This is a genomic window from Sphingomonas sp. 28-62-20 (assembly GCF_002281505.1).
The window spans coordinates 25,832-51,617 of record NZ_NCGH01000023.1; the positions used below are offsets into that span (position 1 = coordinate 25,832).

Annotated in this window: 22 protein-coding genes; 13 read left to right on the forward strand and 9 right to left on the reverse strand. The window is 61.6% G+C overall.

What is annotated here, in order from left to right; genetic code table 11:
- Window positions 1-7: 7 nt before the first annotated feature.
- From secF to B7Y43_RS16270, 3 genes are all read left to right on the forward strand, one after another.
- On the forward strand, window positions 8-988 hold the full coding sequence (gene secF / locus B7Y43_RS16260) for a protein translocase subunit SecF (RefSeq protein ID WP_374132724.1): 981 nt from the start codon (window positions 8-10) through the stop codon (window positions 986-988).
- Window positions 988-1,359: an Mth938-like domain-containing protein gene (locus B7Y43_RS16265; protein ID WP_374132725.1), complete on the forward strand. Its 372-nt coding sequence runs from the start codon at window positions 988-990 to the stop codon at window positions 1,357-1,359. Before secF ends, B7Y43_RS16265 begins: the two co-directional genes overlap by 1 nt.
- A gap of 74 nt (window positions 1,360-1,433) precedes the next feature.
- Window positions 1,434-2,606 (forward strand): DUF3089 domain-containing protein, encoded by a 1,173-nt coding sequence (locus B7Y43_RS16270; RefSeq protein ID WP_374132726.1) that lies wholly within the window; start codon window positions 1,434-1,436, stop codon window positions 2,604-2,606.
- 5 nt (window positions 2,607-2,611) lie between these two features.
- Here the strand turns inward: B7Y43_RS16270 and B7Y43_RS16275 are convergent, their stop codons facing one another.
- The gene (locus B7Y43_RS16275) at window positions 2,612-3,781 is read right to left on the reverse strand and encodes a glycosyltransferase (RefSeq protein WP_374132727.1); all 1,170 of its coding nucleotides are present in this window, start codon (window positions 3,779-3,781) and stop codon (window positions 2,612-2,614) included.
- Window positions 3,782-3,814: 33 nt separating this feature from the next.
- Entirely contained in the window at window positions 3,815-4,645 is an 831-nt protein-coding gene (locus B7Y43_RS16280) for a class I mannose-6-phosphate isomerase (RefSeq protein ID WP_374132728.1), read from the reverse strand.
- 138 nt (window positions 4,646-4,783) lie between these two features.
- On the opposite strand from B7Y43_RS16280, the gene B7Y43_RS16285 reads away from it, so the two are divergent.
- Together B7Y43_RS16285 and recN are read left to right on the forward strand one after the other, a co-directional pair.
- The gene (locus tag B7Y43_RS16285) at window positions 4,784-5,584 is read left to right on the forward strand and encodes an outer membrane protein assembly factor BamD (protein WP_374132729.1); all 801 of its coding nucleotides are present in this window, start codon (window positions 4,784-4,786) and stop codon (window positions 5,582-5,584) included.
- Window positions 5,585-5,647: 63 nt separating this feature from the next.
- Entirely contained in the window at window positions 5,648-7,312 is a 1,665-nt protein-coding gene (gene recN / locus B7Y43_RS16290; RefSeq protein WP_374132730.1) for a DNA repair protein RecN, read from the forward strand.
- Here recN and B7Y43_RS16295 read toward each other — a convergent pair.
- Complete coding sequence (locus B7Y43_RS16295; RefSeq protein ID WP_374132731.1) at window positions 7,309-7,686, reverse strand: VOC family protein; 378 nt, start codon at window positions 7,684-7,686, stop codon at window positions 7,309-7,311. The two genes, recN and B7Y43_RS16295, sit on opposite strands and share 4 nt — an antisense overlap.
- A 45-nt stretch (window positions 7,687-7,731) precedes the next feature.
- On the opposite strand from B7Y43_RS16295, the gene ligA reads away from it, so the two are divergent.
- Both ligA and B7Y43_RS16305 read left to right on the forward strand, forming a co-directional pair.
- Entirely contained in the window at window positions 7,732-9,855 is a 2,124-nt protein-coding gene (ligA, locus tag B7Y43_RS16300) for an NAD-dependent DNA ligase LigA (protein ID WP_374132746.1), read from the forward strand.
- A 174-nt stretch (window positions 9,856-10,029) separates the two neighbouring features.
- Entirely contained in the window at window positions 10,030-12,807 is a 2,778-nt protein-coding gene (locus B7Y43_RS16305; protein ID WP_374132732.1) for a TonB-dependent receptor, read from the forward strand.
- A gap of 146 nt (window positions 12,808-12,953) precedes the next feature.
- On the opposite strand, the gene B7Y43_RS16310 is transcribed toward B7Y43_RS16305, so the two are convergent.
- On the reverse strand, window positions 12,954-13,559 hold the full coding sequence (locus B7Y43_RS16310) for an HD domain-containing protein (RefSeq protein ID WP_374132733.1): 606 nt from the start codon (window positions 13,557-13,559) through the stop codon (window positions 12,954-12,956).
- A gap of 102 nt (window positions 13,560-13,661) precedes the next feature.
- On the opposite strand from B7Y43_RS16310, the gene B7Y43_RS16315 reads away from it, so the two are divergent.
- The 4 genes from B7Y43_RS16315 (at window position 13,662) to B7Y43_RS16330 (ending at window position 17,646) form a co-directional block, all read left to right on the forward strand.
- A complete protein-coding gene (locus tag B7Y43_RS16315; protein ID WP_374132734.1) occupies window positions 13,662-14,792 on the forward strand; it encodes a sensor histidine kinase in 1,131 nt (376 codons plus the stop codon).
- The gene (locus B7Y43_RS16320) at window positions 14,789-15,589 is read left to right on the forward strand and encodes a LytTR family DNA-binding domain-containing protein (RefSeq protein WP_374132735.1); all 801 of its coding nucleotides are present in this window, start codon (window positions 14,789-14,791) and stop codon (window positions 15,587-15,589) included. The genes B7Y43_RS16315 and B7Y43_RS16320 overlap by 4 nt, the downstream gene beginning before the upstream one ends.
- A gap of 230 nt (window positions 15,590-15,819) precedes the next feature.
- Complete coding sequence (locus tag B7Y43_RS16325; protein ID WP_374132736.1) at window positions 15,820-16,818, forward strand: TraB/GumN family protein; 999 nt, start codon at window positions 15,820-15,822, stop codon at window positions 16,816-16,818.
- Between the two features lie 72 nt (window positions 16,819-16,890).
- The gene (locus B7Y43_RS16330; protein ID WP_374132737.1) at window positions 16,891-17,646 is read left to right on the forward strand and encodes an isocitrate lyase/phosphoenolpyruvate mutase family protein; all 756 of its coding nucleotides are present in this window, start codon (window positions 16,891-16,893) and stop codon (window positions 17,644-17,646) included.
- Here B7Y43_RS16330 and B7Y43_RS16335 read toward each other — a convergent pair.
- On the reverse strand, window positions 17,643-17,927 hold the full coding sequence (locus B7Y43_RS16335; protein ID WP_374132738.1) for a DUF3297 family protein: 285 nt from the start codon (window positions 17,925-17,927) through the stop codon (window positions 17,643-17,645). The two genes, B7Y43_RS16330 and B7Y43_RS16335, sit on opposite strands and share 4 nt — an antisense overlap.
- Before the next feature lie 93 nt (window positions 17,928-18,020).
- Window positions 18,021-18,434, reverse strand: coding sequence for a hypothetical protein (locus tag B7Y43_RS16340; RefSeq protein WP_374132739.1), 414 nt, complete (start codon window positions 18,432-18,434; stop codon window positions 18,021-18,023).
- Window positions 18,435-18,610: 176 nt separating this feature from the next.
- Between B7Y43_RS16340 and B7Y43_RS16345 the strand changes: the two genes are divergently transcribed.
- Both B7Y43_RS16345 and B7Y43_RS16350 read left to right on the forward strand, forming a co-directional pair.
- Window positions 18,611-19,039 carry an EVE domain-containing protein gene (locus B7Y43_RS16345; RefSeq protein ID WP_374132740.1) on the forward strand — a complete coding sequence of 143 codons (429 nt, stop codon included), beginning with the start codon at window positions 18,611-18,613 and terminating at the stop codon, window positions 19,037-19,039.
- A gap of 170 nt (window positions 19,040-19,209) precedes the next feature.
- Entirely contained in the window at window positions 19,210-21,480 is a 2,271-nt protein-coding gene (locus B7Y43_RS16350) for a DNA/RNA non-specific endonuclease (protein WP_374132741.1), read from the forward strand.
- A gap of 93 nt (window positions 21,481-21,573) precedes the next feature.
- Here the strand turns inward: B7Y43_RS16350 and B7Y43_RS16355 are convergent, their stop codons facing one another.
- The 3 genes from B7Y43_RS16355 to B7Y43_RS16365 all read right to left on the reverse strand — a co-directional run bounded on the left by B7Y43_RS16355 (window position 21,574) and on the right by B7Y43_RS16365 (window position 25,615).
- Window positions 21,574-22,704: an acyl-CoA dehydrogenase family protein gene (locus B7Y43_RS16355; protein ID WP_374132742.1), complete on the reverse strand. Its 1,131-nt coding sequence runs from the start codon at window positions 22,702-22,704 to the stop codon at window positions 21,574-21,576.
- A 53-nt stretch (window positions 22,705-22,757) separates the two neighbouring features.
- A complete protein-coding gene (locus tag B7Y43_RS16360) occupies window positions 22,758-23,963 on the reverse strand; it encodes an acyl-CoA dehydrogenase family protein (protein WP_374132743.1) in 1,206 nt (401 codons plus the stop codon).
- A gap of 242 nt (window positions 23,964-24,205) precedes the next feature.
- Complete coding sequence (locus tag B7Y43_RS16365; RefSeq protein WP_374132744.1) at window positions 24,206-25,615, reverse strand: aspartate aminotransferase family protein; 1,410 nt, start codon at window positions 25,613-25,615, stop codon at window positions 24,206-24,208.
- Window positions 25,616-25,786: the final 171 nt, after the last annotated feature.

Consider the following 25,786-nt stretch of genomic DNA (forward strand, 5'->3'; position numbering starts at 1 on the left):
TAGACACATGCGCCTGCTGAAACTCGTTCCCGACAACACCAATATCGGCTTTGTCCGCCTGCGTTACTGGGCGTTCGGGCTGACAGCGTTGCTGTCGGTCGCCGCGCTCGCCACGGTGTTCATCTACAAACTGAACCTGGGCGTCGATTTCGTCGGCGGTATCATGATCGAGGAAAAATTTGAACAGGAGCCCTCGCTCGACAAGCTGCGGACCGCGATTGACGCTCTGGGCCTGGGCGAAGTGCGGCCGCAGTTGTACGATGACAAGGTCACCGTGGCGCTGCGCCTGCCCGCGCCAAAATCGCAGGACAAGGGCGCGACCAATGCCGTCGTCAAGCAAGTGCAGAAAGCCATCAATTCAATCTACCCCAGCGCCAAGCTTTCGAAACAGGATGCTGTTTCGGGCAAGGTTTCAAATGAGCTAATCTGGACGGGCGCCGCCGCCGTGGCGCTTGCCGTGCTCGGCATCGGCCTGTTTGCGGTCTTCCGCTTTGAATGGCAGTTCGGCGTGTCGACCGTGGTCGCCATCGTCCACGATCTGCTGATGACGCTGGGTTTTTTCGCGATCACGCAGTTCGAATTTGATCTGAATATCGTTGCCGCCGTGCTGACGATCATCGGCTATTCGATCAACGACAAGATCGTGATCGATGACCGAATTCGCGAAAATATGCGCCGCTATCGCAAGATGTCGATGTCGGAGATCATCGATCTGTCGGTCAACGAAACGCTGCCCCGCACGGTGATGACATCGCTCACGATCCTGCTCGCGCTAGGGGCGTTACTGCTGTTCGGGGGCCATGTGCTGCGCGGCTTTACCGCTGCCATGATCCTGGGCATTTTCGTCGGCACCTATTCGTCAATCTATGTGTCGTCGTCACTGCTGATCACCTTGGGCCTGCGCGCCGATCCTGATCTGGAAAAGCCGGCAGGCAAGGCTGACTATGCCGGCCAGGCCGAACGCGTGGTGCCCAAAGAGCGCCGCTGATGCGGCTGGAGCATGATTCCGCGCCCGAAGGCCCCATCATCAAGGGGTTTTCGGGCGGCGGCTTCCGGATCGACGACAATGTCTATACCGCGCTGCTGATCACGCCGATGAGCGCGCATGGCTGGGCGCCGCCACCGATTGCGGCACTGAGCGAGGCTGATCTTGCCCCCTTGCTGGCGGTATCGCCGTCGCCGGAATTCCTGATCCTCGGCACCGGCGCCAGCCTCATCCAGCCGCCACGCGCGCTGGTCCGCGCGATCGAAGCGCTGGGGATCGGCATCGAGACCATGGACAGCCGCGCCGCTGCCCGTGCCTGGAGCGTGCTGCGTCATGAAGGGCGCTGGATCGCGGGCGCGCTCTATCCGCTATAGCGCTGCGCTGATTTGCGCTCGACGCGCCATGCTGCCCGGCTATGATGGCAAAAAACATATTCGGGAGGATCGCGATGAAACTGATTGCAGCCCTTGGCCTGCTGGCCGCCACTACTATTGCCGCGCCACCGGCGATCGCCCAGACCGCCGCTGACATAGCCCCTGCCCCGGACTACACCCAGGACAGCGCCTGGCTTTGCCGCCCCGGCCGGACGGACGCCTGCGCCGCCAATCAGGACGCCACCGTCATCATGGCCAATGGCACGCGCAGCACCGAGAAATTTGTCGCCGCCTCTGCCCCGAAATTCGATTGCTTCTATGTCTATCCCACCGTCTCGCTCGACAAGACGCCAAACAGCGACATGATTGCGGGGCCTGAGGAAAATCAGGTCGCTGCGTTCCAGGCGGCACGCTTTGCCAAAAGCTGCCGTGTCTTCGCCCCGCTCTATCGCCAGGTGACGCTGACCGCACTGCAGGCGATCATGGCGGGCAAGGCTGTGCCAGCTGACCGCGCGCTCGCTTATGCTGATGTGAAGGCAGCATGGGAAAACTATCTGGCGCGCGACAATAAGGGGCACGGTGTCGTGCTGATCGGCCATAGCCAGGGGTCGGGCGTGCTGAAGGTGCTGATGCAGAATGAGATTGACGGTAAACCAACGCAGAAGCTGCTGATTTCAGCGATGCTGCTCGGCACCAATGTCGCGGTGCCACAGGGCAAGGATGTCGGCGGTGATCTGAAGGCGATCCCGCTTTGCCACAGCGCGGACCAGGCCGGGTGCCTGATTAGCTATGTCACCTTCCGCAACGATTCACCCCCGCCCGAGGGCAGCCGCTTCGGTGTGGTGCCCCAGCCCGGCATGGTCGCTGCCTGCACCAACCCGGCGGCGCTGGGCGGCGGCAAGGCAGTATCTGACAATTATCTCGGCACCACCGGAGCCGGGATTGCCAGTGCCCGCCAGGGTGCCTGGACGGCGGACGGCGCGCCGGTTTCGACCAGTTTTGTGAAGGCACCTGGCCTGCTCTCCACGGAATGCGTGGCAACGGGCCCATTCCATTATCTGGCGGTGACGGTGAATGCCGATCCAGCTGATCCCCGGACGGACACGATCGTCGGCGATGTATCGGTGGGCGGAACCATCCTGAAGGATTGGGGGTTGCACCTGATCGACATGCCGGTGGCGATGGGCGATCTCGTCACCCTGTCGGCGCGGCAGGCCAAGGCCTGGGCCAAGCCAAGCGGCCATTGACCAATTTATCGGTGGCGCGCGACCAAACCGCTCAAATGAGCAAATAAGGCCGCGCTATTCGCCTCCCAGGTGAAGCGCGCGGCCCCCTGCCTGACCGCCGATTGATCCGGCGGCAGCGTCAGCAACGCGCTGATTGCCGCCGCAAAAGCCGCGGGCGTGCGCTCGACGATCCGGCCGTAAAGGGGATCGGTCACCACATCGGCTGCCCCGCCCGCCTTGGTGATGACGATCGGCGTGCCGCAGGCCAGCGCTTCCACCCAGGCATTGGCAAGCCCTTCCGAGGCGGACGCAAGCGCCATGACATCGGCGGCCGCAAGTAACGCCGGCATCTCGCCATGCGGCACCGATCCGAGCAAGCGCACGCGATCGCCCAGCCCAAGCCGCGCGATATCGGCGATCAGCGCGCTACGGGCCGGTCCCTCCCCGGCAATCATCAGCGTCGCACCCGGCAGGTCCGTCATCGCTTTGACCACCACATCATGCCCCTTGCGCGCAATCAGCGCCCCAAGCGACACGATCAGCGGCCCCGTCACGCCCAGCGCCGCCTTCGCCGCCGTTCGATCGCGCGGGACGAAGCGATCAAGATCGACCCCGGTAAGGTGAACGGCGATCCGGCTCTGCGGTAGGCCGATCGCGGCCATGTCGCCGCGCATCGCCTGCGATACCGCCAGCAACCCGTCTGCCGCCTGACCAGCCCGACGCACCTGCGCGCCCGTTGCGCCGTGCCCCCAATGATGGATATCGGCCCCCCGCGCCTTGATCGACACCGGCACCCCGAAGCGACGGCCAAGCGCGATCGCCGCTGGCCCGTCGGGAAAGAAGAACTCGGCATCGATCACGTCAAAGGCAAAGTCGCGGCGGATCGCCGTCAACAGCGGCACCAGCCGCTGGCGCAGTGCCATCGCATGAAAGCGCCCGCCGGTACCCGGCAAGGTTAGGAATCGCGGACGCGCAACCGGCACGCCCTTCCATTCTTCGGCGTCAGGCACCGTCGCAAATGCCCGGTAATGCGCATGGCGCGACAGCGGCCAGGGCGGCAGGCCGATCGGCGCGACTACGCGCAGGTCAACGTCCGGTAGTGCCGCCAGCCCCAATGTCTGCCGTTCGACAAACACGCCAAAATTGGGGCGGGTCGTATCAGGAAACAGCGTGGCAAGAGTCAGAACGCGCAGCATCGCTGTCTCGCTACCACCAACTGTTTAAGGATTTCAGCCCAGCAGGCGCGTGTCGCCTGGATAGGCAAAGAGCAGGTCGCTATCGGCCGATGCCGTCACCGTCACCTGCCCCGCCAGCATCAAACATTCGCCCGCGCGCCAGGAAACGCCGTCAGCGCTGCCCCGTCCAGCCAGCGGCACCAGCCAGCCCGATACGCCCTCTGGCAGCGCCAGCGCATGGTCGCCACCCTGCCAGCGTTCAACCACGAATTTCGGCCCTTCCGCCAGGATCGTCCGGTCCCCGCCAATGACGCCAGGCGCTGTCTGGGCAATGAAGGGCTTGGCATCGCTGACGGCAACGCCGGCTTCCAGATGCAGCGCGCGCGCCCGACCATAATCATAAAGCCGATAGGTCAGATCGACATTCTGCTGCACTTCAACCAGCGTGATTCCGGCCCCGATGGCATGGACGGTGCCTGCCGGCGAATAAAAGAAATCCCCTGCCGTGACGGGCTTCCAGTCGAGCAGCTGTTCGATGCTGCCGTCGAGTGCCGCCGCGCGCAGGGCGTCCTGGCTCATCGGTGCAAGCGTCCCGATCGCGATCGTTGCCCCAGGGCGCGCCGCCAGGATCAACCATGCTTCATCCTTGCCGCGCGGATGCCCCGCTGCGCGCGCCGCATCATCATCGGGATGCACCTGCACTGACAGTTTTTCGCTGGTGAACAGATATTTGACGAGCAGATCAGGCGCGGCATCGGCGGGCGCTTCGAACCATATCTCGCCAATCGGCGGCGTCCCCGGCGCAGGATCGGCAAAGCCGGGCCAGAGATCATGCCGACCCCAGGGTTTTTCAACGCATTTGGTGGTGAGCAACATCACGGTCATGACAGGTTCTTATCGCAAGGAGGGACAGGGCCACAACGCGCATCGTCACCAGGACGATCCCGCGCCCGCATCGGCTGGCTGAAGCCTGTGTCAAAAAACATTGTTCGCGCGCGGCCTGGTCGGCTATGGACATGGCCCATGCGTATTCCCCTGTCCCGCTCCGTATCGCTGGCGCTGATCGCCGCCAGCATGATTTCCATCGCTGGCTGTGCCGGCAACAAGAGCAAGGGCGATCTGCCCTATGTCGCCCGTGATGTGGGCACCTTATATTCCGCGGCCAAGAAGCGGCTTGATCAGCACCGTTACGACGAAGCTGCCGCCCTTTTTGATGAAGTGGAGCGCCAGCATCCTTATTCCATCTGGGCACGCCGTGCGCAGCTGATGGGGGCATTTTCTTATTATCTGACAGCCGATTACACGAAATCGATTCAGTCTGCGCAGCGTTTCCTGTCGGTCCATCCGGGCAACCGCGATGCGCCTTATGCCTATTATCTGGTGGCGCTTGGCTATTATGAGCAGATTTCGGACGTAACGCGCGATCAGAAAATCACCCAGCAGGCACTCGATGCGCTCGGCGAATTGTCGCGGCGCTATCCCGCGACGAAATATGCGTCAGACGCCCGCCTGAAAATGGATCTGGTGCGCGACCATCTTGCCGGCAAGGAGATGGAGGTTGGCCGCTTTTATGAAAATCGCGGCGATTGGCTCGCCGCGTCGATGCGCTTCCGCCATGTCATCGAAGACTATCAGACGACCACGCACGTACCCGAAGCGCTGATGCGGCTCACCGAAACCTATCTCGCGCTTGGCTTGCCCGAAGAAGCGAAAAAGGCAGCCGCCGTGCTCGGCAATAACTATCCAGGAACCGATTGGTATCAGCGCGCCTATAAATTGGTGGGTGATTATAAGCCAAAAGCGGTCGCAAAGGTCGGCGCCTGATCCCGCGCGGCCCTTTCCCAGTCCCTGCGCGCCGATCCGGCCGCTAAGCGATCCCGTGCGGCGATGCTGACCGCCCTTTCCATCCGCGATGTCGTGCTGATTGAGGCACTCGATCTCGATTTCGGCGCAGGCCTTGGCGTGCTGACCGGCGAGACCGGGGCAGGCAAATCGATTCTGCTCGATGCGCTTGGCCTTGCGCTCGGCGGTCGTGGTGAGACGTCGCTGGTCCGCCAGGGGACTGCCCAAGCCGTAGTCACCGCCTGCTTTGATCCGCCCCGGCTGGGCGGGCCAGTCGCGGTGCTGCTTGAACTCAACGGGCTCGATTTCGATCCCGCCGAACCCTTGCTGATCCGCCGTATCGTCAAGGCCGATGGCGGCAGCCGCGCTTTCGTCAATGATCAGCCTGCCTCTGCTGGCCTGCTGCGCGATCTCTCCGGGCATCTCGTCGAAATTCACGGCCAGCATGATGATCGCGGGCTGCTCAATGCACGTGGGCACCGCGCGCTGCTCGATGCCTTTGGCCGGATCGACACCGATCTGGTCGCCACCGCCCACCGCACATTGCGCGACGCGCAGGCCGCGCTCGCCACCGCGCGCGAGGAACTCGACACCGCCGCGCGCGACCGCGATTGGCTGGAACATGCCGTCGCTGAACTAACGGCGCTTGCGCCCGAACCCGGTGAAGAGGAAATTCTGGCCACGCGCCGGGCGAGCATGCAGCGCGGCGAGAAAATCGCTGGCGACATGCAGGCGATCGCCGATCTGCTCGATGGATCGGAAGGCGGGCTTGCCCGGTTGCGGCAGGCGGCCCGTATCCTGGAACGGATCACCGAAGACCATGAAGCGCTGGCGGAAGCCCTTGCCGCGATTGATCGCGCGATCATCGACGGCACCACCGCGCAGGAAAAGGTTGACGAGGCTGCCGAAGCGCTGGCCTTTGATCCGGCGCAATTGGAGGCCGACGAAACCCGGCTCTTCGAACTGCGCGCGGTCGCTCGCAAACACCGCGTCCAGCCCGACGATCTCGCGGCGCTGACCGAAGAACTGACCAGCAAGCTTGAGCGGATTGAAAGCGGGGGTGCCGGGGTGGCGGCACTGGAACGCGCGGTTGCCGCCGCCGCCACTGCCTATCACCGCGAAGCAACCGTCCTGACCAAAGCCCGCACTGAGGCCGCAGCAAGGCTCGATAGCGCTGTGAAGGGCGAACTCGCCCCGCTAAAACTCGATGCCGCGCGCTTCAAAACCGTGGTGGCGCCACTCGGCGAAGACAGCTGGTCCGCGCAGGGCAAGGACCGTGTCGAATTCGAAATCTCGACCAACCCTGGCGCGCCCTTTGCCCCCTTGATCAAGATCGCCAGCGGCGGTGAACTCTCGCGCTTCATCCTCGCCCTGAAGGTCAGCCTGGCCGAACAGGGCGGCGCGGCGACGATGATCTTCGACGAAATCGATCGCGGCGTCGGCGGCGCAGTGGCGAGCGCGATCGGCGAACGGCTCGCGCGGCTGGCCGAGACGACGCAGTTGCTGGTCGTCACCCACAGCCCGCAGGTTGCCGCGCGCGGGCAGCATCATCTGCTGATCGCCAAAAGCCATGACGGCACCGTCACCCGCACCGGCGTCCGCGCGCTCGATGAGGCCGAGCGGCAGGAGGAAATCGCGCGCATGCTATCAGGCGCGACGGTGACCGACGAAGCGCGCGCGCAGGCGGCACGGTTGCTGGAAACGGCTTAGCCGCTGATCGGCTGACCGAACACAAGCAGATTGCCATCGGGTGCCAGGATCAGCAATTCGCGTTGGCGATACGGTTGATCGATCGGTCCGAACACATTCCCCGGCGGTAATTGATCAAGCTTGGGCTTCAATTCCTGGTGCAGCGCATCGACGTCGCGGACATCGACATAATAGGCAAATCGGCGATTGCCGGGCGGCGCACCATCCTCTCCGTCACTCTGCAACAGGCGCATGCCGCACCCTTCACGCTCGACATAGGCATAACCAGCGTCGCGATACAGGATCGCAAATCCCAGCAGATCGCAAAAATAATCAATCGCCGCCGTCAGATCAGGAACATGCATGAACGGGGTAATCTGGACAAAGTTCGGCATCGCACCCTCCTTGAACCGAAACTTGGTCAGCGTTAGCGCATGGCCATGACGCTGTCGTTGCCAAGCTCCGATTCTGATGCCGCCGCCGAACTCGCGCGCCTTGCCGCCGAGATCGCGTACCACAATGCGCGCTATCACACCGATGATGCGCCCGAGATTAGTGACGCCGATTATGACGCGCTCGTCCGCCGCAATGCTGCGATCGAAGCGGCCTTCCCGCAGTTGGTGCGCGCCGATTCACCCAGTCTGAAGGTCGGCGCCGCCCCCGCCGGCCATCTCGCCAAGGTCGCGCATGCCAAGGCGATGATGAGCCTCGACAATGGCTTTGCCGACGAAGACATCAGCGATTTCGACGGACGTGTCCGCCGTTTCCTGTCGCTCGCCGCCGATGAGACCGTTGCGCTGACCGCTGAGCCCAAAATCGATGGCCTGTCCTGTTCGCTCCGCTATGAAAACGGCCAGCTGGTGCAGGCACTCACCCGCGGCGACGGGGCAATTGGCGAGGATGTGACCGCCAATGTCCGCACGATTGCCGATATACCCGCAACCCTCACCGGCTCCCCCCCCGCCATCTTCGAAGTGCGCGGTGAGGTCTACATGGCCAAGGCTGATTTCGCCGCGCTCAACGCCCGGCTGCTCGCCGACGCGGAGGACCCCGACAAGGCGCGCCAATTCGCCAATCCGCGCAACGCCGCCGCCGGGTCACTGCGCCAGAAGGATGCAAGCGTTACCGCGACCCGCCCGCTGCGCTTCCTGGCGCATGGCTGGGGCGACGCCAGCATTATCCCTAGTGAGACGCAGCTGGGCGTGATGCAGGCCATCGCCGCTTGGGGCCTGCCAGTGAGCGCCATGCTGGTGCGCGTTGACGATGTCGCTGGCGCGCTCTCCCATTACCGGATGATCGAGGCCGCGCGCGCAGACCTGCCCTTTGATATCGACGGGGTGGTCTATAAAGTCGATCGGCTCGATTGGCAGGATCGGCTGGGGGCTATCTCACGCGCACCACGCTGGGCAATCGCGCATAAATTCCCCGCCGAACGCGCCCAAACCATATTGCGCGCGATTGACATTCAGGTCGGTCGCACCGGCAAGCTGACCCCCGTCGCGCGGCTTGAACCCGTCACAGTCGGCGGTGTCGTCGTCACCAACGCCACGCTGCACAATGCCGATGAGATTGTGCGACTGAACGTTTGGCCCGGCGACCGCGTCGTGCTGCAGCGGGCCGGCGACGTCATCCCCCAGATTGTCGAAAACCTGTCGCGCGACGAAACGCGCGGTGCCTGGCCCTTCCCCACCCATTGCCCCGAATGCGGGTCCGCCGCCGAGCGCGATCCGGGAGAGGTCGACTGGCGCTGTTCAGGCGGGCTGATCTGCCCGGCGCAGCGCGTCGAGCGGCTCCGGCACTTCGCCTCACGCCAGGCGCTCGATATCGATGGACTGGGGATCACCAATATTGAGAGCTTTTTTCATGATCGCCTGATCGCCGCGCCCGCCGATATCTTCACGCTGACGCGCGAAAAGCTGCTGATGCGGGAACGCTGGGCAGAGGTTTCCGCACAGAATTTAATCGATGCGATCGACGCCAAGCGAACCCCGCCGCTTGATCGCTTCCTGTTCGCGCTTGGCATCCGCCATGTCGGCGCGACAACCTCGCGCGATCTGGCGCGCCGTTATGGCTCGCTACGCGCGCTGGTCCAGGTAATCCGCCATGCGCTGCACGTGCGCCGGACAACGCCGCCCGCGATCGGCGAAAGCGACGAAAAGCATCTGGCGCGCGTTGGCAAATTGCTGGCATCTGTCATCGAAACACCGGGTATTGGCCCAGAGGTCGCGCTCAGCCTGGTCGATTTTGCTGCAGAACCCCATAACCGCGCCGCGCTGCGCGATCTGTTGCGTCAGGTGCGCCCGACCGATGTCGTCCATACCACCCGCGACTCGGCAGTGAGCGGCAAGACACTCGTTTTTACCGGCAATCTCGAGTCGCTCAGCAGAGACGAAGCCAAGGCACAAGCCGAGGCGCTGGGCGCTCGCGTTGCCGGATCAGTCTCCAGCAAGACCGATTTGATTATCGCTGGGCCAGGGGCTGGGTCAAAGCTAAAAAAAGCTACTGAATTAGGCATTAAGGTAATCGATGAAGCCGGCTGGCAGGCGATTGTCGCCGGACTTTAGGGGCACTGAGGGTGGTGCTTTTTTGCAACGCAGCATGAAACAATGACGCCCAATTAAGCTTCCATTCAGTCTGTCATTGAAGCGAAATAAATTCCATGCATGGGCATTTGTGACGGTCGAAAAGACTGATCTAAAGCGAATTTACAGCGACTCAATCGCCTCAAGGGGACTATAATGCGCAACCAGCTATTTTTTGGCGCGGCCTTTGCCGCGCTCGTCATGCCTGCCGTCGCCAGTGCGCAGTCAACCGGCTCGATGGAATTTGACGAGGGCGACATCGTCGTCAAGGCACGCACGGAAAAGGGTATCGCGGGCATTGAATCGCCCGATACGTCCAAAGCCAAGGGCGTGCTGAACCAGGAATTCATCAGCCGCCAGACCCCCGGCAACTCGATCCTCAACACGATCAACTCGCTGCCCGGTGTCAGCTTCCAGAACAACGATCCTTTCGGCTCGGCTGGCGGCACCCTGAACATTCGCGGTTTCGATTCAAGCCGCATTGCGCTGACGTTTGACGGTATCCCCCTGAACGATTCGGGCAACTATGCGATCTTCTCGAACCAGCAGCTCGATCCTGAGCTGATCGAGAATGTGAATGTGAACTATGGCTCGACCGACGTTGACACCCCGACGGCGGCTGCCACGGGTTCGACCGTCAACTATCGCACGCGCAACCCTAGCGAACAGCTGGGCGCACGCTTCCTCGCGTCGGTTGGTGATTTCAACTATTATCGCTTCTTCGGCATGATCGACACGGGGAACATCACCTCGTTCGGCACGCGCTTGTTCGTTGCTGCCAGCCGCACCGAAAACAACTGGTATCTCAATGATTTCGGTAAGATTTTCAAGCAGCAGTATAACGCCAAACTCTATCAGCCGATTGGCGATAACGGCGATTTCGTCTCGATTTCGGGTAACTACAACCAGAACCGCAATAACTTTGGTGGTTCGGCGCCGCTGCGTTCCGATAACAACATCTTCAGCCAGTCGACGGCTGCCCCGAATTCGATCGGCAACCCTGCCCTTGTGACTGGCGCCGTTCGCACGCCGGGCACGAATTCGAACGGCAACCGCTTCCCCAACGGGTTTAACGAACTGCCATACACCGTTCCGCGCTGTACGCTGACGGCTGCACGCCCTGGGTTGACCGACACGCCATTTGCGCCCGCCGCCCCCTTGCAGGGCTGCGGCACCAGCTTTGATGAACGGTTCAACCCGTCGAACACCGGCAGCGTCCGCATCAATTCGCGCTTCACGCTGGCAGACCGCCTCGTCCTCACGGTCGATCCGAGCTATCAGTATGTGAAGGCCAATGGCGGCGGCACGGTCGCTGGTTCGGAAGGCACCGGCACGCTCGCCGGTGTGCGTCCAGCAGGGTCGATCACCACGGGCTATGTCGGCACCGTCGTGACGGCAATAAACACTGGCGCCGGCCAGACGACGACCACCAACTTCTTTGGTCGCGATTTGAACGGCGACGGCGATGTCCTCGATACGGTGACGGTGCTGCGCCCCAGCCAGACCCAGACCAGCCGCTTCGGCGTTCTGGCCTCGCTGCGCTGGGATGTCACTGACGATCACTCGGTGCGTGTCACCTACTCGTTCGATCGTGCCCGCCACCGCCAGACCGGCGAAGCCGGCTTTCTGCGCGCCAATGGCCAGCCCTTTGACGTGTTCCCGGTCAATGCACCAATCCTGACGTCAGCCGGCACGGTGCTTCAAGGCCGTGACCGTCTGTCGTTTGCGACGCTGCATCAGGTTTCCGGTGAATATCGCGGCAAGTTCTTTGACGAAGCGCTGGTGGTGACGGCGGGCATTCGTGCACCGTTCTACTCGCGCGACCTCACCCAGAATTGCTTCACCACCGCAGCAAGCGGCAACGTTGCCTGCACCAACCAGACGGCAGCATTTGCGGCGGCAAACCCTTATGTTTTCAACGCGACGACCAACACGGCGACGGGCTTTGCCCCTCCGCAGTCACGGTCGTTCAATTACCAGCGCGTGCTGCCGAACGTTGGCTTTGTCTTCAAGCCGGCTGATGGCTGGTCGGTTTTCGGCAACTATTCAAAGGGTCTGCAGGTTCCGAGCACGGACAACCTGTACCAGAACTTCTACTTCCCGCTGTCGTCGCCATCCGGCCAGCCTGAACCGGAAACCACCGACAACTTCGACGCTGGCTTGCGGTACAATTCAAGCAAGTTGCAGGTTCAGGTCGGCCCTTACTTCTCGCGCTTCACCAATCGTCTCGCGAACGCCTTTGATCCGGACACGCAGGTCACGCTGTTCCGTAACCTTGGCACGGTCGATAAATACGGCTTTGACGGCAGCGTCACCTATCGTCCGATCCCTGAGCTGACGCTGTATGTCTTCGGTTCGTATCTGGACTCGAACATCCAGTCGAATGTCCAGATCGGTCGTTGCCCCACCACGCTAACCGCTGCCAACACGACGGTAAACTGCACCGTTGCAGGTGCCCCAATCTTCGCGCTTACCGCTGGCAGGCGTGAATCGGGTGCGCCGGTTTACACGGTTGGTGGTCGTGTTCAGGGGCAGCTTGGCCCGGTTGAAATCGGCATTCAGGTAAAGCGCACCGGTCCGCGTTTCCTGAACGACCAGAACCTGCCTGCGCTGCAGTGCACGGGGACGGTGATCAACCAGGTTTGCCCAACGGCTGCCAATACACCGGCGACCTTCACCGGCACGCGCGGTTTTGCGATCCAGACCTATGACGCCAGCACGCCAGCCTACACCCTGATCGACGCCGATGTGCGCTTGCCGATGGGTTGGGCCGGTCTGAACGACAAGACCTATCTGCAGCTGAACGTCCAGAACCTGGCCAATCAGTACTTCGTTGGCGGCTTCAACGGCGGTGCGACCACCCAGTTCAACAACCCCTTTGCGCAGATCGGCACGCCACGCACGTTCATCATGACGCTGAACGTGGGCTTCTGATCACAATCGTCTCTAAATATTGACCCCTAACAGGCCGCCGTCCCCGAAAGGGGGCGGCGGTTTGCTGTTGGGGGCCAGCCACACCGAAAAAAGGCCCCGCCGATTGGATCGGCGGGGCCTTTTTGTCTTTCGTCACTCAGCGATGATCAGGCGTTTTCGGCTACCTTTGCGTAGATGCTGTTGATGGGCCGGGCCATCACGCGGGCGACCATCGGTTCGAAAAAGCTTAGCGGTGCGCTGTCGTAGTTCGGATCGAACGCGGATTGATCATATTTCTCGCAAAACTCGGCACACGCCTCAAAATGCGGGTGGCCCCGGTAATTTTCGCGCAGGTCGCGGTCCATGCCGAGATAGTGAAAATAATAATAGCCCTGGAACACGCCGTGATTATTGGCGATCCAGTGCAGTTCTTCGCTGACAAACGGCCGCAGCATCGCCGCTGCAATTTCCGGGTGGTTGAAGCTGCCCAGCGTATCGCCAATGTCGTGGAGCAGCGCGGTGACCACATAAGCCTCATCTCGCCCGTCGCGGTGCGCGCGCGTGGCGGTTTGCAGCGAATGTTCCAGCCGGTCGACCGGAAAGCCGCCATAATCGCCCTCCAGCAGCTTCAGGTGAGTCAGCACCCGCGCCGGCAGGCCGTGCGAAAATTCGCGGAAATGCGTGGCGATCGTCAGCCAGTCTTCCTGCGTCCCTTGCGTCATTGCGGTAAAGCGCGCCCGGTCGCTGCCGGGGTTATCGTTGCCGTCGGCCATTATCTGTCTCCTGTCCTGGCACGCAACATAGCCCCCTTCCCGACGGTTTGTCAGCAGCTATAAGGGGGCGATGATCGAACCGCCGCTCCGCCCGATGCCCCAATGAGCGCGCTTGCCCAAGCCGGACTAGAGCCCGGACCCAAGCCCGGCATCTTTTCGCGCCCCTTTTTCGAAGAGAAGAACCGCGCATTCTGGATGCTGCAGGCGGCGGGGTGGAGCGGCTATCTCGTGCTGCGCAGCGTTTCCAGCATCAACAATGGCCTGTCGATCGCCGCCCTGATCGCCATCGTGATCGAATCGATCATCGGCTATTGCATCACGCTGCTGCTTTCCACGCTTTATGGCTATTATCGCACCCTGCCGCGGATCAGCTTGGTGCTGCTCACCCTGTTCACGCTGGGCGCGGCGACGCTGCTTTATGCAGTGCTCGATGCCTTTTCTTTCTCGTTCATCAAGCTCGACAATCCGGGGATCAATCTCAACCTGGTGCTAGGCACGATCTTCCTGAATTTCGTGGTGCTATCAGGCTGGTCGGCGCTCTATTTCGGGATCAACTTCTACCTGATCGTCGAAGAACAGATCGATCAGCTCGAAAAACTGGGCAATCAGGCATCGACGGCGCAGCTCGCAATGCTGCGCTATCAGCTCAACCCGCATTTCCTGTTCAACACGCTCAATTCTATCTCCACATTGGTGCTGCTGAAACAGACCGACCGCGCCAATGCGATGCTCAGTCGACTGTCCTCTTTCCTGCGCTACACGCTCGCCAATGAACCGACCGCCAATGTCACCATTGCGCAGGAGGTCGAGACGCTGAAGCTGTATCTCGAGATTGAGAAGATGCGGTTTGAGGATCGGCTGCGACCGAGCTTTTCGATTGATCCCCGCGTCGCCAAGGCCCGGCTGCCGTCGCTGCTGCTCCAGCCGCTGGTTGAAAACGCGATCAAATATGCCGTCACCCCGCAGGAAAACGGGGCAGAGATCAACGTGGTCGCTCGGTTGAACGGCGAGCGGGTGCAGATCAGCGTATCCGATACGGGGCCGGGCTTGCATGAAACAAAATCCCGGCCAAGCCTTTCAACCGGGGTTGGGCTTGCCAATATTAGGGACAGGCTGGCGCAGGCATTTGGGCCCGACCACCGTTTCGAGACGCGATCAAACCCAGGGGGCGGCTTTGGGGTAGAGATCGACATTCCGTTCCAGCTCGAGGAACCGACGAAAGAGGCCGCATGACGATCCGAACCATTCTCGTCGATGACGAACCCCTGGCGATCCAGGGCATGCAACTCCGCCTCCAGGCGCATGAGGATGTTGAGATCATCGACACCTGTGTCAATGGTCGCGAGGCGATTCGCAGCATCAAGACGCACAAGCCCGATCTGGTGTTTCTGGATATCCAGATGCCGGGCTTTGACGGGTTTTCGGTGGTGCAGGGACTGATGGAGATCGAACCACCGCTGTTCGTTTTCGTCACCGCCTATTCGGATCACGCGATCCGCGCCTTTGAAGCGCAGGCGATGGATTATTTGATGAAGCCGGTCGAGGAAACGCGGCTTGCCGATACGCTCGATCGCGTCCGCCAACGGCTCGCCGAAAAACGCGGTGTCGAAGAGGTCGACCGATTGAAGGAAGTGCTGGCGGAAATCGCCCCGGATGCCGCCGCGGACATGCAAGATGGCGGCGACCAAGTTGCCGCCAACCGTTTCGAAAAGCTCATCAACATCAAGGATCGCGGCCAGATTTTCCGCGTCGATGTCGATACGATCGAGCGGATCGACGCCGCCGGCGATTACATGTGCATCTATACCGCCGAAAACACGCTGATCCTGCGCGAAACGATGAAGGATCTCGAAAAGCGCCTCGACCCCCGCCGCTTCCAGCGCGTCCACCGCTCGACGATCGTCAACCTCGATCTGGTAAAAGAGGTGAAGCCGCACACCAATGGCGAATGCTTCCTGGTGCTCCAGTCAAACGCGCAGGTGAAGGTGAGCCGGAGTTATCGGGACGTGGTGGCGCGGTTTGTTCATTAGAGTCAGATGACGTTGGATTCGACCAACCCATACGCCGTTCGCCCTGAGCGAAGTCGAAGGGCAGGCGGAGCGCGTGGGCTTCGACTTCCCCCGGACCTGATCCGGGGCCGAACGGGTCTGAGATTGAAGCGACCTAACGTCATCACGCTCTAAGGGGGGGCTACGATTGATCGATTGACCTAACGGCTTACAGCCCGATTTTCGCCACAATGGGTTGAAAAACGTGGGAAATGAACAAGACACCAGCCAGAAAACTCGTCGTTCGCATGATCATCGGCGTTGCCATGATGGGCGCAGCTTTCGCGCCATCGGCGGCGCAGGTACCGCCGGTTGCCCCGTCTGAGCCGACCGCCGAGGATATCGTCGTTACGGCAAGGCGCAGCGGCATCCCCGTTTGGCAGGTTACCGGACCGCGAACGACCGTGGTGCTGGTGGGTTCAATCGGCAGTGTCGCGCCGGGCACGCAATGGGACCCCGCATCGCTGGATAGCGCGCTCGCCAAGGCGGACCGCATCATGTTCCCAGAAGCGTTGAACGTTAAAATCGGGCTGTTCTCGTTGATTGGCACGATCGGCAAATGGCGCAACCAGGCATCGCTTCCCAAGGGGCAGACATTGCAACAGATCGCGACGCCGGAACAATGGGCCCGGCTGGTCGCGCTGCGCGATCGGGGCATTATCAAACCAGGCTTTGAGCGCAAACATCCCTATCATTTGGCGATAACGCTGCAGGCTTCGGTCCGGACCAACCAGAAGCGCATTCCTGGCGCAAACGCCTATGTGCGTCGCTTCGTCCGCAAGAACAAATCCAAGGAAATTCCCTTGGCGCAAGCGAGCGTCAAGGAGATCACGGCCGATTTCTTCGGCTCGGACCCGCGCACGCACATGGCCTGCCTGATGGATGCCGTGACCTTGGTCGAGGCCGGCCCCGCCGGCATCCAGGCGCGGACAAACGCCTTCGCCGCGCGGTCGGCAGCTTGGGCGGCGCGGCGCGTACCTGAAGCGCTGGCGGCCCGAACCGATAATGGACGGCGCTCCTGTTGGCCCGAGGGCGGCCGGTTCGATTTGGCGCAAGAGGCGTCGCTGCGGCCAACGGTTCGCGGATTGATGACCAAGTCCGAGGTCACTCTGGCGGTGCTATCACTCGATTCGCTGGCGGAGCGCGGCGGCATTTTGGATGATCTGGTTGCCGCGGGGTTCGACGTGAGCGGTCCGCGTTGGCGAAATTAGACTTTCGAATGGTTTTTGAACGCCAAATGGGATCACCGCCGAACGATTGTGACACCCCTGAAGAGGCCCACCATGTCCGATAAATTCACTGCATTCGCCAAGCTGCACGTCCCCGGCCAGCCATTGATCCTGTTCAACGTCTGGGACGCGGGCAGCGCTGTCGCCGTTGAACGGGCGGGGGCCAAGGCGCTGGCGACGGGGAGTTGGTCAGTGGCGGCGGCACAGGGATCTCATGATGCAGAGGCGCTGCCAATCGACCTGGCGCTGGCGAATGCCACCCGAATCGTCGCTGCGACTGACCTGCCGGTCAGCATCGATTTTGAAGGCGGCTATGCAAGCGATCCGGGGCAGACTGCCGCCAATGTGTCAGCGCTGGCCGCCACAGGCGCGATTGGGTGCAATTTCGAAGATCAGGTGATTGGGGCGGCACCGCGCACGCTTTATGCCATTGCCGATCAGGCGGGGCGGATCAGCGCGATCCGCCAAGCCGTCGGCCCGGCATTTTTCATCAATGCGCGGACTGACATTTTCCTGGTCGCGCCCGCCGATGCGCATGATGCGGCGATGGTCGATGCCGCGATCGACCGCGCGCACGCCTATGCCGATGCTGGCGCGAGTGGCTTCTTCGTGCCTGGGCTCGTCGATCTCGCCTTGCTTGAGCGGGTGTGCAAGGCATCGCCGTTGCCCGTCAACTTCATGGCCTTTCCGGGCGCACCGGCGGCGGATGCCGTGGCAGCGACGGGCGTCGCACGGATCAGCCATGGGCCGGGGCCATATCGACTGGCGATGAAGGCGTTGGCAGATGCCGCGCGGGCGGCTTTCGCTTAAGCTTCGTCGGCGTTCTCTGCCGCGGCCTCGCCTTCGCCCTCGGCCGGGCGCTCAAACCACGCCTCTACTTCACCCGACAGCTTCAGCGTCAGCGGGTTGCCGTGGCGATCGACTTTCTTGCCGAGCGCGACGCGGATCCAGCCTTCGGACAGGCAATATTCTTCGACATCATGGCGCTGCAGCCCTTTGAAACGGATGCCGATGCCGCGTTCCAGCAAGGGCTGATCAAAAAACGGGCTGCGCGGGTTCGACGATAGTCGATCGGGGGGTGTATCGCTCATGGCAGCGCTCTTGGCGCAGCACGGCGAAAATTGCCAGCCCGAACGCAACCGGGGCGGCGCGACCATGCGCACCGCCCCGGATCTCACCTGCGATCAGCGGCAAATGCGGATGCGCACGCTTTCCTGATAATAGGGGTCCCACTGGCGCACGACGCGGCAGCGGTTGAACCGCGGGCGATAATTATAGGCGTAATAGCCGTCGTCCGGATAATAGCCGTGGTCGTTATAATAGTTGTAATCGTAATTCACTGGATAGCCGCGATCCAAATAATAACGGTCGCGAAACCGATCGTTGCGGTTGGACGCGATCGCCGCGCCAATCGCGAGACCGGCAATCCCGGCAATCACTGCGCCGCCATTGCCGCGGCCCCGGCCAAAGCCATCGCCCCGAAAGCCGTCTCCACGAAAGCCACCGCCATAACGCTGCGCTTCGGCAGGCACGGCAGCGGTGAGCGCGGTTGCGGCGAGGGCAAACCCAAGGCCGACTTTTTTCAACATTGCGTTCATGTCCATTCTCCTCATCTCAACCAGCCCGACACCCTGTACCAACGCACTGCATGGAGAGCCTGTTGCATTGGCTAAGCGATTCGCGCTGAACTGTTGTGGAACGCGGCGTTCATATGCGGTTTACCAACGGACGGGGCAGCCAGCCATCATCGGGCCCCAGCGCAAGGAGTGTAGCAATGGCCTATTGGCTGATCAAATCCGAACCCGAAAGCTATGGCTGGGCAAATCTGGTCGCCGAGGGGCGCACTGAATGGACCGGCGTCCGCAACGCCACCGCCGCCATCAATCTGCGCGCCATGCAGGTCGGCGATGAGGCGCTCTTCTATCACAGCGTGAGTGACAAGGCGGTGGTTGGCATTGTGCGGGTAAGCCGGGCCTGGCAGCCCGATGGCGAGGGCGGGAAATGGGCCTCGGTCGAAGTCGAACCCGTCCGCGCGCTTGATCACCCCGTCACCCTCGCCGCCATCAAGGCCAATCCTGAACTCGCCGGCATGGAATTGCTCCGCCAGTCGCGGCTTTCGGTCTGCCCGGTCAGACCAAACGAATGGGCCGTGGTGCTGGCTATGGCGAGCGGATCAGCCCGGCAGGCCGTGCTGGAGAGATAACTTCCTAATTCTTTTGGACAGGAAAGTAACGCGTTCTTTTTTTCGGAATTCAATGCTAATCACGCTTGCGCCATTGGCAATCTTGCGTCTATCATTAGCAATATTTCGAAATTGTCGGGTTAACAGAGTCGATTACAATTTATGTGATATTGGCTCGGGAGCACGCAATCGTGGTAACTTCAGTCAATTTTCGGGCCGCTGTAAATCGGGCGCAACAGCGCGCGCAGGAACTCGGCATTGATTTGACAGCGCTGACCGAACAGGTGCGCGACCACTCCCCCGATGAACTCAATTCGGCGACGGCGAAGCTGGGGCGACGCGATTTTCTTGAATCGCAACATGGCGCCAACCTAATTGGTGACCGGTCCTTTGAACGAATCATTGCCGGAAACGAGTTGCAGCCTGCCAATTTTCTGGCGCGCGGCGAATTGGCAGCGAAGCCAGTGATGCGGATCGTGCTGCGCACCGCCGGCGGCGGACTGATCGGCTATGGCACCGGCTTTCTGGTCGGTGACGGCGTCCTGATCACCAATAATCATGTGCTGCCCGACCGCGACACCGCTCGCTTTGCTCAGGCAGAGGGATATTATGAGCTCGATATCGATGGCACCGCGCGGACAACGCTGCGCTTCGCACTTGAGCCTGATCGGCTCTACTTCACATCAACCGCGCTCGATTTTACGCTGGTGGCGGTTGCGCCACAGGATCGGGGGAGCGGCCAATCACTCCGCCAGCTCGGCTGGCTGCCGCTGATCGGGGGCACCGGCAAAGTGCTGGAGGGTGAATGGCTGACCATTATCCAGCATCCGCGTGGTGAGCAAAAACAGCTGTGCGTGCGCGAGAATCAGCTGCTTAAACGCGACACTGACGTCCTGTGGTATTCAACCGATACACTCGGCGGATCGTCGGGCTCGCCTGTGTTCAACAATGACTGGCTAGTCGTGGCGCTCCACCATTCGGGCGTGCCGGAGATCAAGAATGGCCGCTGGCAGACAATGGACGGCCGTGATTTCGATCCGGATACGGACAGCGAGGACAAGATCAAATGGGTCGCCAATGAAGGGATCCGGGTATCGCGGATCATCGCGACATTGCAGGCTAATCAAGCCATTGCTGACCACCCGATGGTCAAACGCATGTTGAACCTGACGACGGAAGATCTGCAATCTGGCCTGCCCGTGCTCGGGGCAGCGCCCACGCGATCTGCCCCGCCAGTGCCGCAAAATGGCGCTTTGATTAACCCCATCTCCACTCCGACGGACGCGCCCAGGGAGGCTCGCATGACCCAATATGTCACCGTAACGCTCGCGATTGATGACAATGGCCAGGTCCGCATTGCCGATAGCGCCCCGGCGCGTGAAGCGGCACTAGGGGCAGAGACGGCCAAGCCCGCCAAGGCGGTGATCGAAGCGCCAGTGGTGCCGGAGAAGGATTGGCTGACCGGCTATGATCCGACGTTCCTGAGCCCAGACCATATCGTCAACCTACCAAACGTCGAACGTGCCGCGCTGAAAAAGCAGATCGTCCCGCTCTTGCCGAAATCGGTTTATGGCCATCCCGCGCCCGATGCGCCGACCGCCAGCGCCGGGGTGTTACACTATAGTGGCTATAGCGTGGTGATGCGTGCTGACCGACGGATCGCCTTTTTCTCCGCCGCCAATATCAATGGCGGCGTCGAATTTCCCGGTCTTGGCCGCAAGGACAAATGGCTTTTCGATGACCGGATTGACCGCAAGTTTCAAATCAACAATGATTTTTACACCCGCAACAAGCTCGATCGCGGCCACCTGACCCGGCGCGAAGACATGGAATGGGGGATCGATCCCGTCGATGCGACCCGCCGCGCCAATGGCACCTGCACCTGGACCAATTGTTCGCCCCAACATGAAATGTTCAATCAGGACAAAGGCCCTGATCGCGCAGTGCGGCTGTGGGGTGGGCTTGAAAAATTCATCCTGGAACAGACCGCGCGGCATTACCAATTCAGGGTTCAGGCCTTCACTGGGCCGATCTTTGGCGATTTTGATCCTGACTATCGCGGCGTGAAAATCCCGCTCGATTACTGGAAGGTGGTGGTCGCTATCGATGCCGAGGATCGGCTGTTCGCGACCGGCTATGTCCTCACCCAGCGCGATGTGCTTGATGTCACTAATCTCGATGAGGCTGCGATCGCGGTCCCGTTCGGCCAGTTCCAGACCTATCAACGCCCGATCAGCGAGATAGAAGACGCGACCGGCCTGGCCTTCACTTATGGCGGCCCGCAGCGCAAATCATTGCGCACAGTTGATCCGCTGGCAAAGGAGCTCGCCAAGCCGGTATGGAAACGCAAGAAGCAACGCCGTGGTGGCGACGGACCGGAGGAATCGGGGATGATTGACAGCCCGGTCGACCCGGATACCCCACTTAGCGGGCATGGCAATATTGTGCTGGAGAGCTTTTAGCGCCCGCTATGGTCCAGCCTGTTCGTCCCGAATAGCGGCTATTCAGGACGAACAAGGAGAACCAAAATGAAGCCAGCCGACGGTCGCGGCAGCTCAGGCGCTCAGCGTCAGCTTTTCGAACCGATCGAGATGGAAATCGGCCGAGCCGAACTGGTTTTCGATCATCGTGCCGCGCTTGAAATAATGGCCAATCGCCAGCTCCTGGGTAATGCCGATGCCGCCATGCGTCTGAATCGCGTTCTGCCCGACAAAATTGATCGAGCGCGAAACCTTCGCCTTGGCCAGGCTGACCGCCGCCTTGCGCTCGTCTGCGGGCAGATCGAGCTTGAGCGTCCCCATCAACGCCATTGAGGCGATCTGCTCGACCTCGATAAACATGTCCGCCATCCGGTGCTGCAGCACCTGGAACTTGCCAATCGGCACGCCGAACTGCTTGCGTTGCTTGGTATAGTCCAGCGTGCCTTCATGCAGCTTGCGGCTGATCCCGCAGGCCTCGCCGCACACCGCCACCGTCGCTTCGTCAACCAGCTTCTCGACCAGATCGATGCCGCCGGACACCAGTGCATCGCCCGGAATCGCGACATTTTCGAAATAGACTTCGGATGCCTGATAGCCATCGACGGTCGGATAATCGCGCCGAACGACCCCGGGCAATTTGGCGTCGATCAGGAACAGCTCCACCCCGGCGCGCTCGCGCTGGCTGCCGCCGGTGCGCGCGGTGACGAGCAGATGCGTCGCCCAGGGGGCAGCATAAACCACCGCCTTCTGGCCATTCAGGATATAGCCAGCGCCATCGGCGCGCGCGGTTGTGCGCAGATTGGCAAGATCATAACGCCCCTGCGGCTCGGCATAGGCAAAGGCGATGATCGCCTCGCCCGCGATGATCGCGGGGATCACGGCATCGGCCAGCGCACCACCGGCATGCTTCATCGCACCGCCGCCGATCACCACGGTCTGCAAATAGGGCTCGATCGCGATGACCTTGCCCAATTCTTCCATCATGATCATGTTTTCCAGCGCGCCGCCGCCCAGCCCGCCATGCTCCTCGGCAAAGGGCGCGCCAAGGATGCCTAGCTCGGTCGCCAGCGACCGCCAGATGCCCGGATCGCGCCCCTCTGGCGCCGCCATCATCTTGTTGCGCGCCTCAAAACCATAAGTGTCGGCAAGGAAACGCGCTAGTGTATCGCGCAGCATGTCCTGCGTTTCGGTATAGGTGAAATCCATTACTAATCCTGTCCTATCGGCTGGCCTGCCTGATCGGCAGCGCCCTTACGCAATCAGAGCCCCAGCACCATCTTGGCGATGATGTTGCGCTGAATTTCATTCGATCCGCCATAAATCGTCGTCTTGCGAACGTTGAAATAGGTCGGCGCGGCGCGGTGGGCGTAATCGGGCCCGATCGGGTGCTCATTATCGCCCATGCCAAAGCCACGGAAATAGGGCGCGCCATAATGGCCAACCGCTTCAAGCGACAGCTCGGTCAGCCGCTGCTGGATTTCCGAACCCTTGATCTTGAGCAGGCTTGATTCCGGCCCCGGCCCCTTGCCGGCGCTTTCGCCCGCCAAACTGCGCAATTCGGTGAATTCCAGCGCGGTCAGGTCCATCTCCAGCTCGGCAATTTTGCGCTTGAAGAACGGGTTAGCGATCAGCGGTGCGTCACCGTCCATTTCAGACCGGGCGATCGCCTTGACCTTCTCAATCCCGCGCTTCGATGCCGCGACACCGGCAATGCCAGTGCGTTCATGCGCGAGCAGGAACTTGGCGCAGGTCCAGCCCTTATTCTCCTCATAGATGCGGTTTTCCACCGGCACCCGCACATCTTCCAGCCAGACCTCGTTGACCTCATGCTCCCCGCCCAGGGTGATGATCGGCCGCACGGTGATGCCGGGGGATTTCATGTTGATCAGCAGGAAGCTGATCCCCTCTTGCTGCTTGGCATCGGGATCGGTGCGGACCAGGAAGAACCCCCAATCGGCATGCTGCGCCAGCGTCGTCCAGGTCTTCTGCCCGTTGACGATGTAATGATCGCCCTCAGCATCGGTGCCGCGCACTGCTTTGGTGCGCAAAGAGGCGAGATCGGAACCCGAACCCGGCTCTGAATAGCCCTGGCACCACCAATCCTCACCCGACAGGATGCGCGGCAGAAACTTAGCTTTCTGCTCAGGCGTGCCGAACTGATAAATGACCGGGCCGACCATCGACAGCCCAAAGGGCATCAGCCGGATGCAATCCGCGCGTGCGGCTTCTTCGGACCAGATATATTTCTGCGTCGGCGTCCAGCCCGTGCCGCCATAGGCGACCGGCCAGGCAGGGGCGACCCAACCCTTTTTGGCGAGCACGCGGTGCCAGGACAGGAAATCCTCTTTCGACATCTCCTCCCCCTCATCCTGCTTGCCGCGCAGATCAGCGGGATAATTCTCCGCGATGAAGTGGCGCACCTCCTGCTGAAAGGCCAAATCTTCAGGGCTGAAATCGAGATGCACGGGCTTCCTCCATCTTATTGACGCTCTGCCATATCGGCATGCCTGGTCCGCCGCGACGATGCGCCTCGCGCTGATCAGCGACGAAGGCAGCTGCCGCGCCGTTCAAGCGCTATGAGCCGCGTAAAGCGTGGCGGCTGTGCGGCCAAGAAGCAAGGCAAAGCCATCACCAAATTGGGCGTGTCCTGGGATATCCGCCATCTATTTCAGGCGTGCAGTGATGGAACGCCAACCGCATTCCACCGTCAGCGCGTCAACCCCACATCCATTTCGGCTGAAGACCGCAGTCGCGCGAGGGCCTCGCCCGCCGCCGCCACCGTCCGTGCCACGTCATTGGCGCTGGTATTCCAGCCACAGACGCTGATCCGCATGACGCGCTCCCCATCCCAGTTGCCGCCGCTGACAAATGCTTCACCGCTGGCATTGATCGCGGCGATCACGGCATCGCTGATATTTGCACCGTCGCAGGCATCAAAGCGGATCAGGCCCTGGTTCATGGTCGGTCGGGCGATGCCGGTTGCACCCTCAAAGCCGATGATCCCATCGTAAATCGCGGCGGCATGGTCGCAGCAGCGCTCAATCATTGCAGCCAGCCCGTCGCGGCCGAGCTCCATCAGGGCTGCCAGCGCTGGCAGCGCCCGCGCGCGGCGCGACCATTCGGGCGTAAAATCCATCGGGTCGCGCACCGCACCGCCGGTCGTCAGATACGCCGCTGTCATGCGCATCGCCGCGCTGTGCGCAACAGGGTCGCGCGTGATCGCCATGCCGCAATCATAGGGGGTGTTCAGCCATTTATGGCCATCGGTCGCCCAGCTATCGGCCAACTCGACGCCGGCAACAAGCGGAGCCAGCCGCGGACTGGCATTGGCCCAAAGCCCAAAGGCCCCATCGACATGAACCCAGGCACCGGCGGCGTGCGCTATCGGGCATAACGTCGCGAAATCGTCGCAGGCGCCGATGTTCAGATCGCCGGCATTAAGGATGAGGATCGTCGGCGCATCCGGGGCATCGGCCAGGGCAGCACTGAGCGCGTCAGCTGAGACGGTGCCGGGCACGTCGCCGCCTAGTGGCACAATGCAATCGCTGCCCAGACCAAGCAGGCGCAACGCGCGCGTCACCGACGAATGATGATGGGCATTGGCCAGCACGCGGATCACGGGGCCCCCTTGCAGGCCCTTCGCTTCGACATCCCATCCCGCCCGCGCCAGCACCGCGTGGCGCGCGGCTGCCAGCGCGGTGGTGTGCGCCATCTGACAGCCGGTGACAAAGGCATAGCTTGAATCGGGTGGCAGCCGCAGCGCCTCCAGCAAAAACTGACCGGCCACTTCTTCAAGCACGGCACCGGCGGGACTGGTCGACGCCAGGACGACATTCTGGTCCCAGGCTGAGCACATGATATCCGTTGCGAGCGCCGCCGGTAGCGCCCCGCCTTTGACCCAGGCGAAAAAACGTCCGCCGGCATTGGCCGTCAAACCCGGCTCTGCCGCCGCTGCAATCGCGCGAACCACATCGGTTGCGGGCATGCCATGCATGGGGAACTGTACCGGCAGCGGTGACCTGATCGCCGCCGGCGTGCCGCGTGATGCCACGGGGCGGGTATCAAGCGACGCCAGGTAACGACGGGCTTCGGCGAAGGCGATATCGAGCGTGTCCATGCGTCGGGCGCTAACAGATTGACCCATTCATGTCGCCACCGAACCGAATAAGCGAAGCCAAAAGCGGAAAGGGATTGACCTGCTCCCCTGAAGAGTCCTCGGATTGAGGTTATCCTGTTCCTCAAGAGGGAGACAGGCAGTGAAGCGATCGAGGTTCAGCGATGAGCAGAT

Excerpts from the sequence above, each read along its gene's own strand:
- B7Y43_RS16310 (WP_374132733.1), bottom strand. The coding sequence starts at position 13,559 with ATGGCCGACGGCAACGATAACCCCGGCAGCGACCGGGCGCGCTTTACC.
- B7Y43_RS16265 (WP_374132725.1), top strand. The coding sequence starts at position 988 with ATGCGGCTGGAGCATGATTCCGCGCCCGAAGGCCCCATCATCAAGGGG.
- B7Y43_RS16305 (WP_374132732.1), top strand. The coding sequence starts at position 10,030 with ATGCGCAACCAGCTATTTTTTGGCGCGGCCTTTGCCGCGCTCGTCATG.
- B7Y43_RS16355 (WP_374132742.1), bottom strand. The coding sequence starts at position 22,704 with ATGGATTTCACCTATACCGAAACGCAGGACATGCTGCGCGATACACTA.
- B7Y43_RS16315 (WP_374132734.1), top strand. The coding sequence starts at position 13,662 with ATGAGCGCGCTTGCCCAAGCCGGACTAGAGCCCGGACCCAAGCCCGGC.
- secF (WP_374132724.1), top strand. The coding sequence starts at position 8 with ATGCGCCTGCTGAAACTCGTTCCCGACAACACCAATATCGGCTTTGTC.
- B7Y43_RS16280 (WP_374132728.1), bottom strand. The coding sequence starts at position 4,645 with ATGACCGTGATGTTGCTCACCACCAAATGCGTTGAAAAACCCTGGGGT.
- B7Y43_RS16340 (WP_374132739.1), bottom strand. The coding sequence starts at position 18,434 with ATGAACGCAATGTTGAAAAAAGTCGGCCTTGGGTTTGCCCTCGCCGCA.
- B7Y43_RS16275 (WP_374132727.1), bottom strand. The coding sequence starts at position 3,781 with ATGCTGCGCGTTCTGACTCTTGCCACGCTGTTTCCTGATACGACCCGC.
- B7Y43_RS16270 (WP_374132726.1), top strand. The coding sequence starts at position 1,434 with ATGAAACTGATTGCAGCCCTTGGCCTGCTGGCCGCCACTACTATTGCC.
- ligA (WP_374132746.1), top strand. The coding sequence starts at position 7,732 with ATGACGCTGTCGTTGCCAAGCTCCGATTCTGATGCCGCCGCCGAACTC.
- B7Y43_RS16320 (WP_374132735.1), top strand. The coding sequence starts at position 14,789 with ATGACGATCCGAACCATTCTCGTCGATGACGAACCCCTGGCGATCCAG.
- B7Y43_RS16330 (WP_374132737.1), top strand. The coding sequence starts at position 16,891 with ATGTCCGATAAATTCACTGCATTCGCCAAGCTGCACGTCCCCGGCCAG.
- B7Y43_RS16325 (WP_374132736.1), top strand. The coding sequence starts at position 15,820 with ATGAACAAGACACCAGCCAGAAAACTCGTCGTTCGCATGATCATCGGC.
- B7Y43_RS16295 (WP_374132731.1), bottom strand. The coding sequence starts at position 7,686 with ATGCCGAACTTTGTCCAGATTACCCCGTTCATGCATGTTCCTGATCTG.
- B7Y43_RS16365 (WP_374132744.1), bottom strand. The coding sequence starts at position 25,615 with ATGGACACGCTCGATATCGCCTTCGCCGAAGCCCGTCGTTACCTGGCG.
- B7Y43_RS16335 (WP_374132738.1), bottom strand. The coding sequence starts at position 17,927 with ATGAGCGATACACCCCCCGATCGACTATCGTCGAACCCGCGCAGCCCG.
- B7Y43_RS16345 (WP_374132740.1), top strand. The coding sequence starts at position 18,611 with ATGGCCTATTGGCTGATCAAATCCGAACCCGAAAGCTATGGCTGGGCA.
- recN (WP_374132730.1), top strand. The coding sequence starts at position 5,648 with ATGCTGACCGCCCTTTCCATCCGCGATGTCGTGCTGATTGAGGCACTC.
- B7Y43_RS16285 (WP_374132729.1), top strand. The coding sequence starts at position 4,784 with ATGCGTATTCCCCTGTCCCGCTCCGTATCGCTGGCGCTGATCGCCGCC.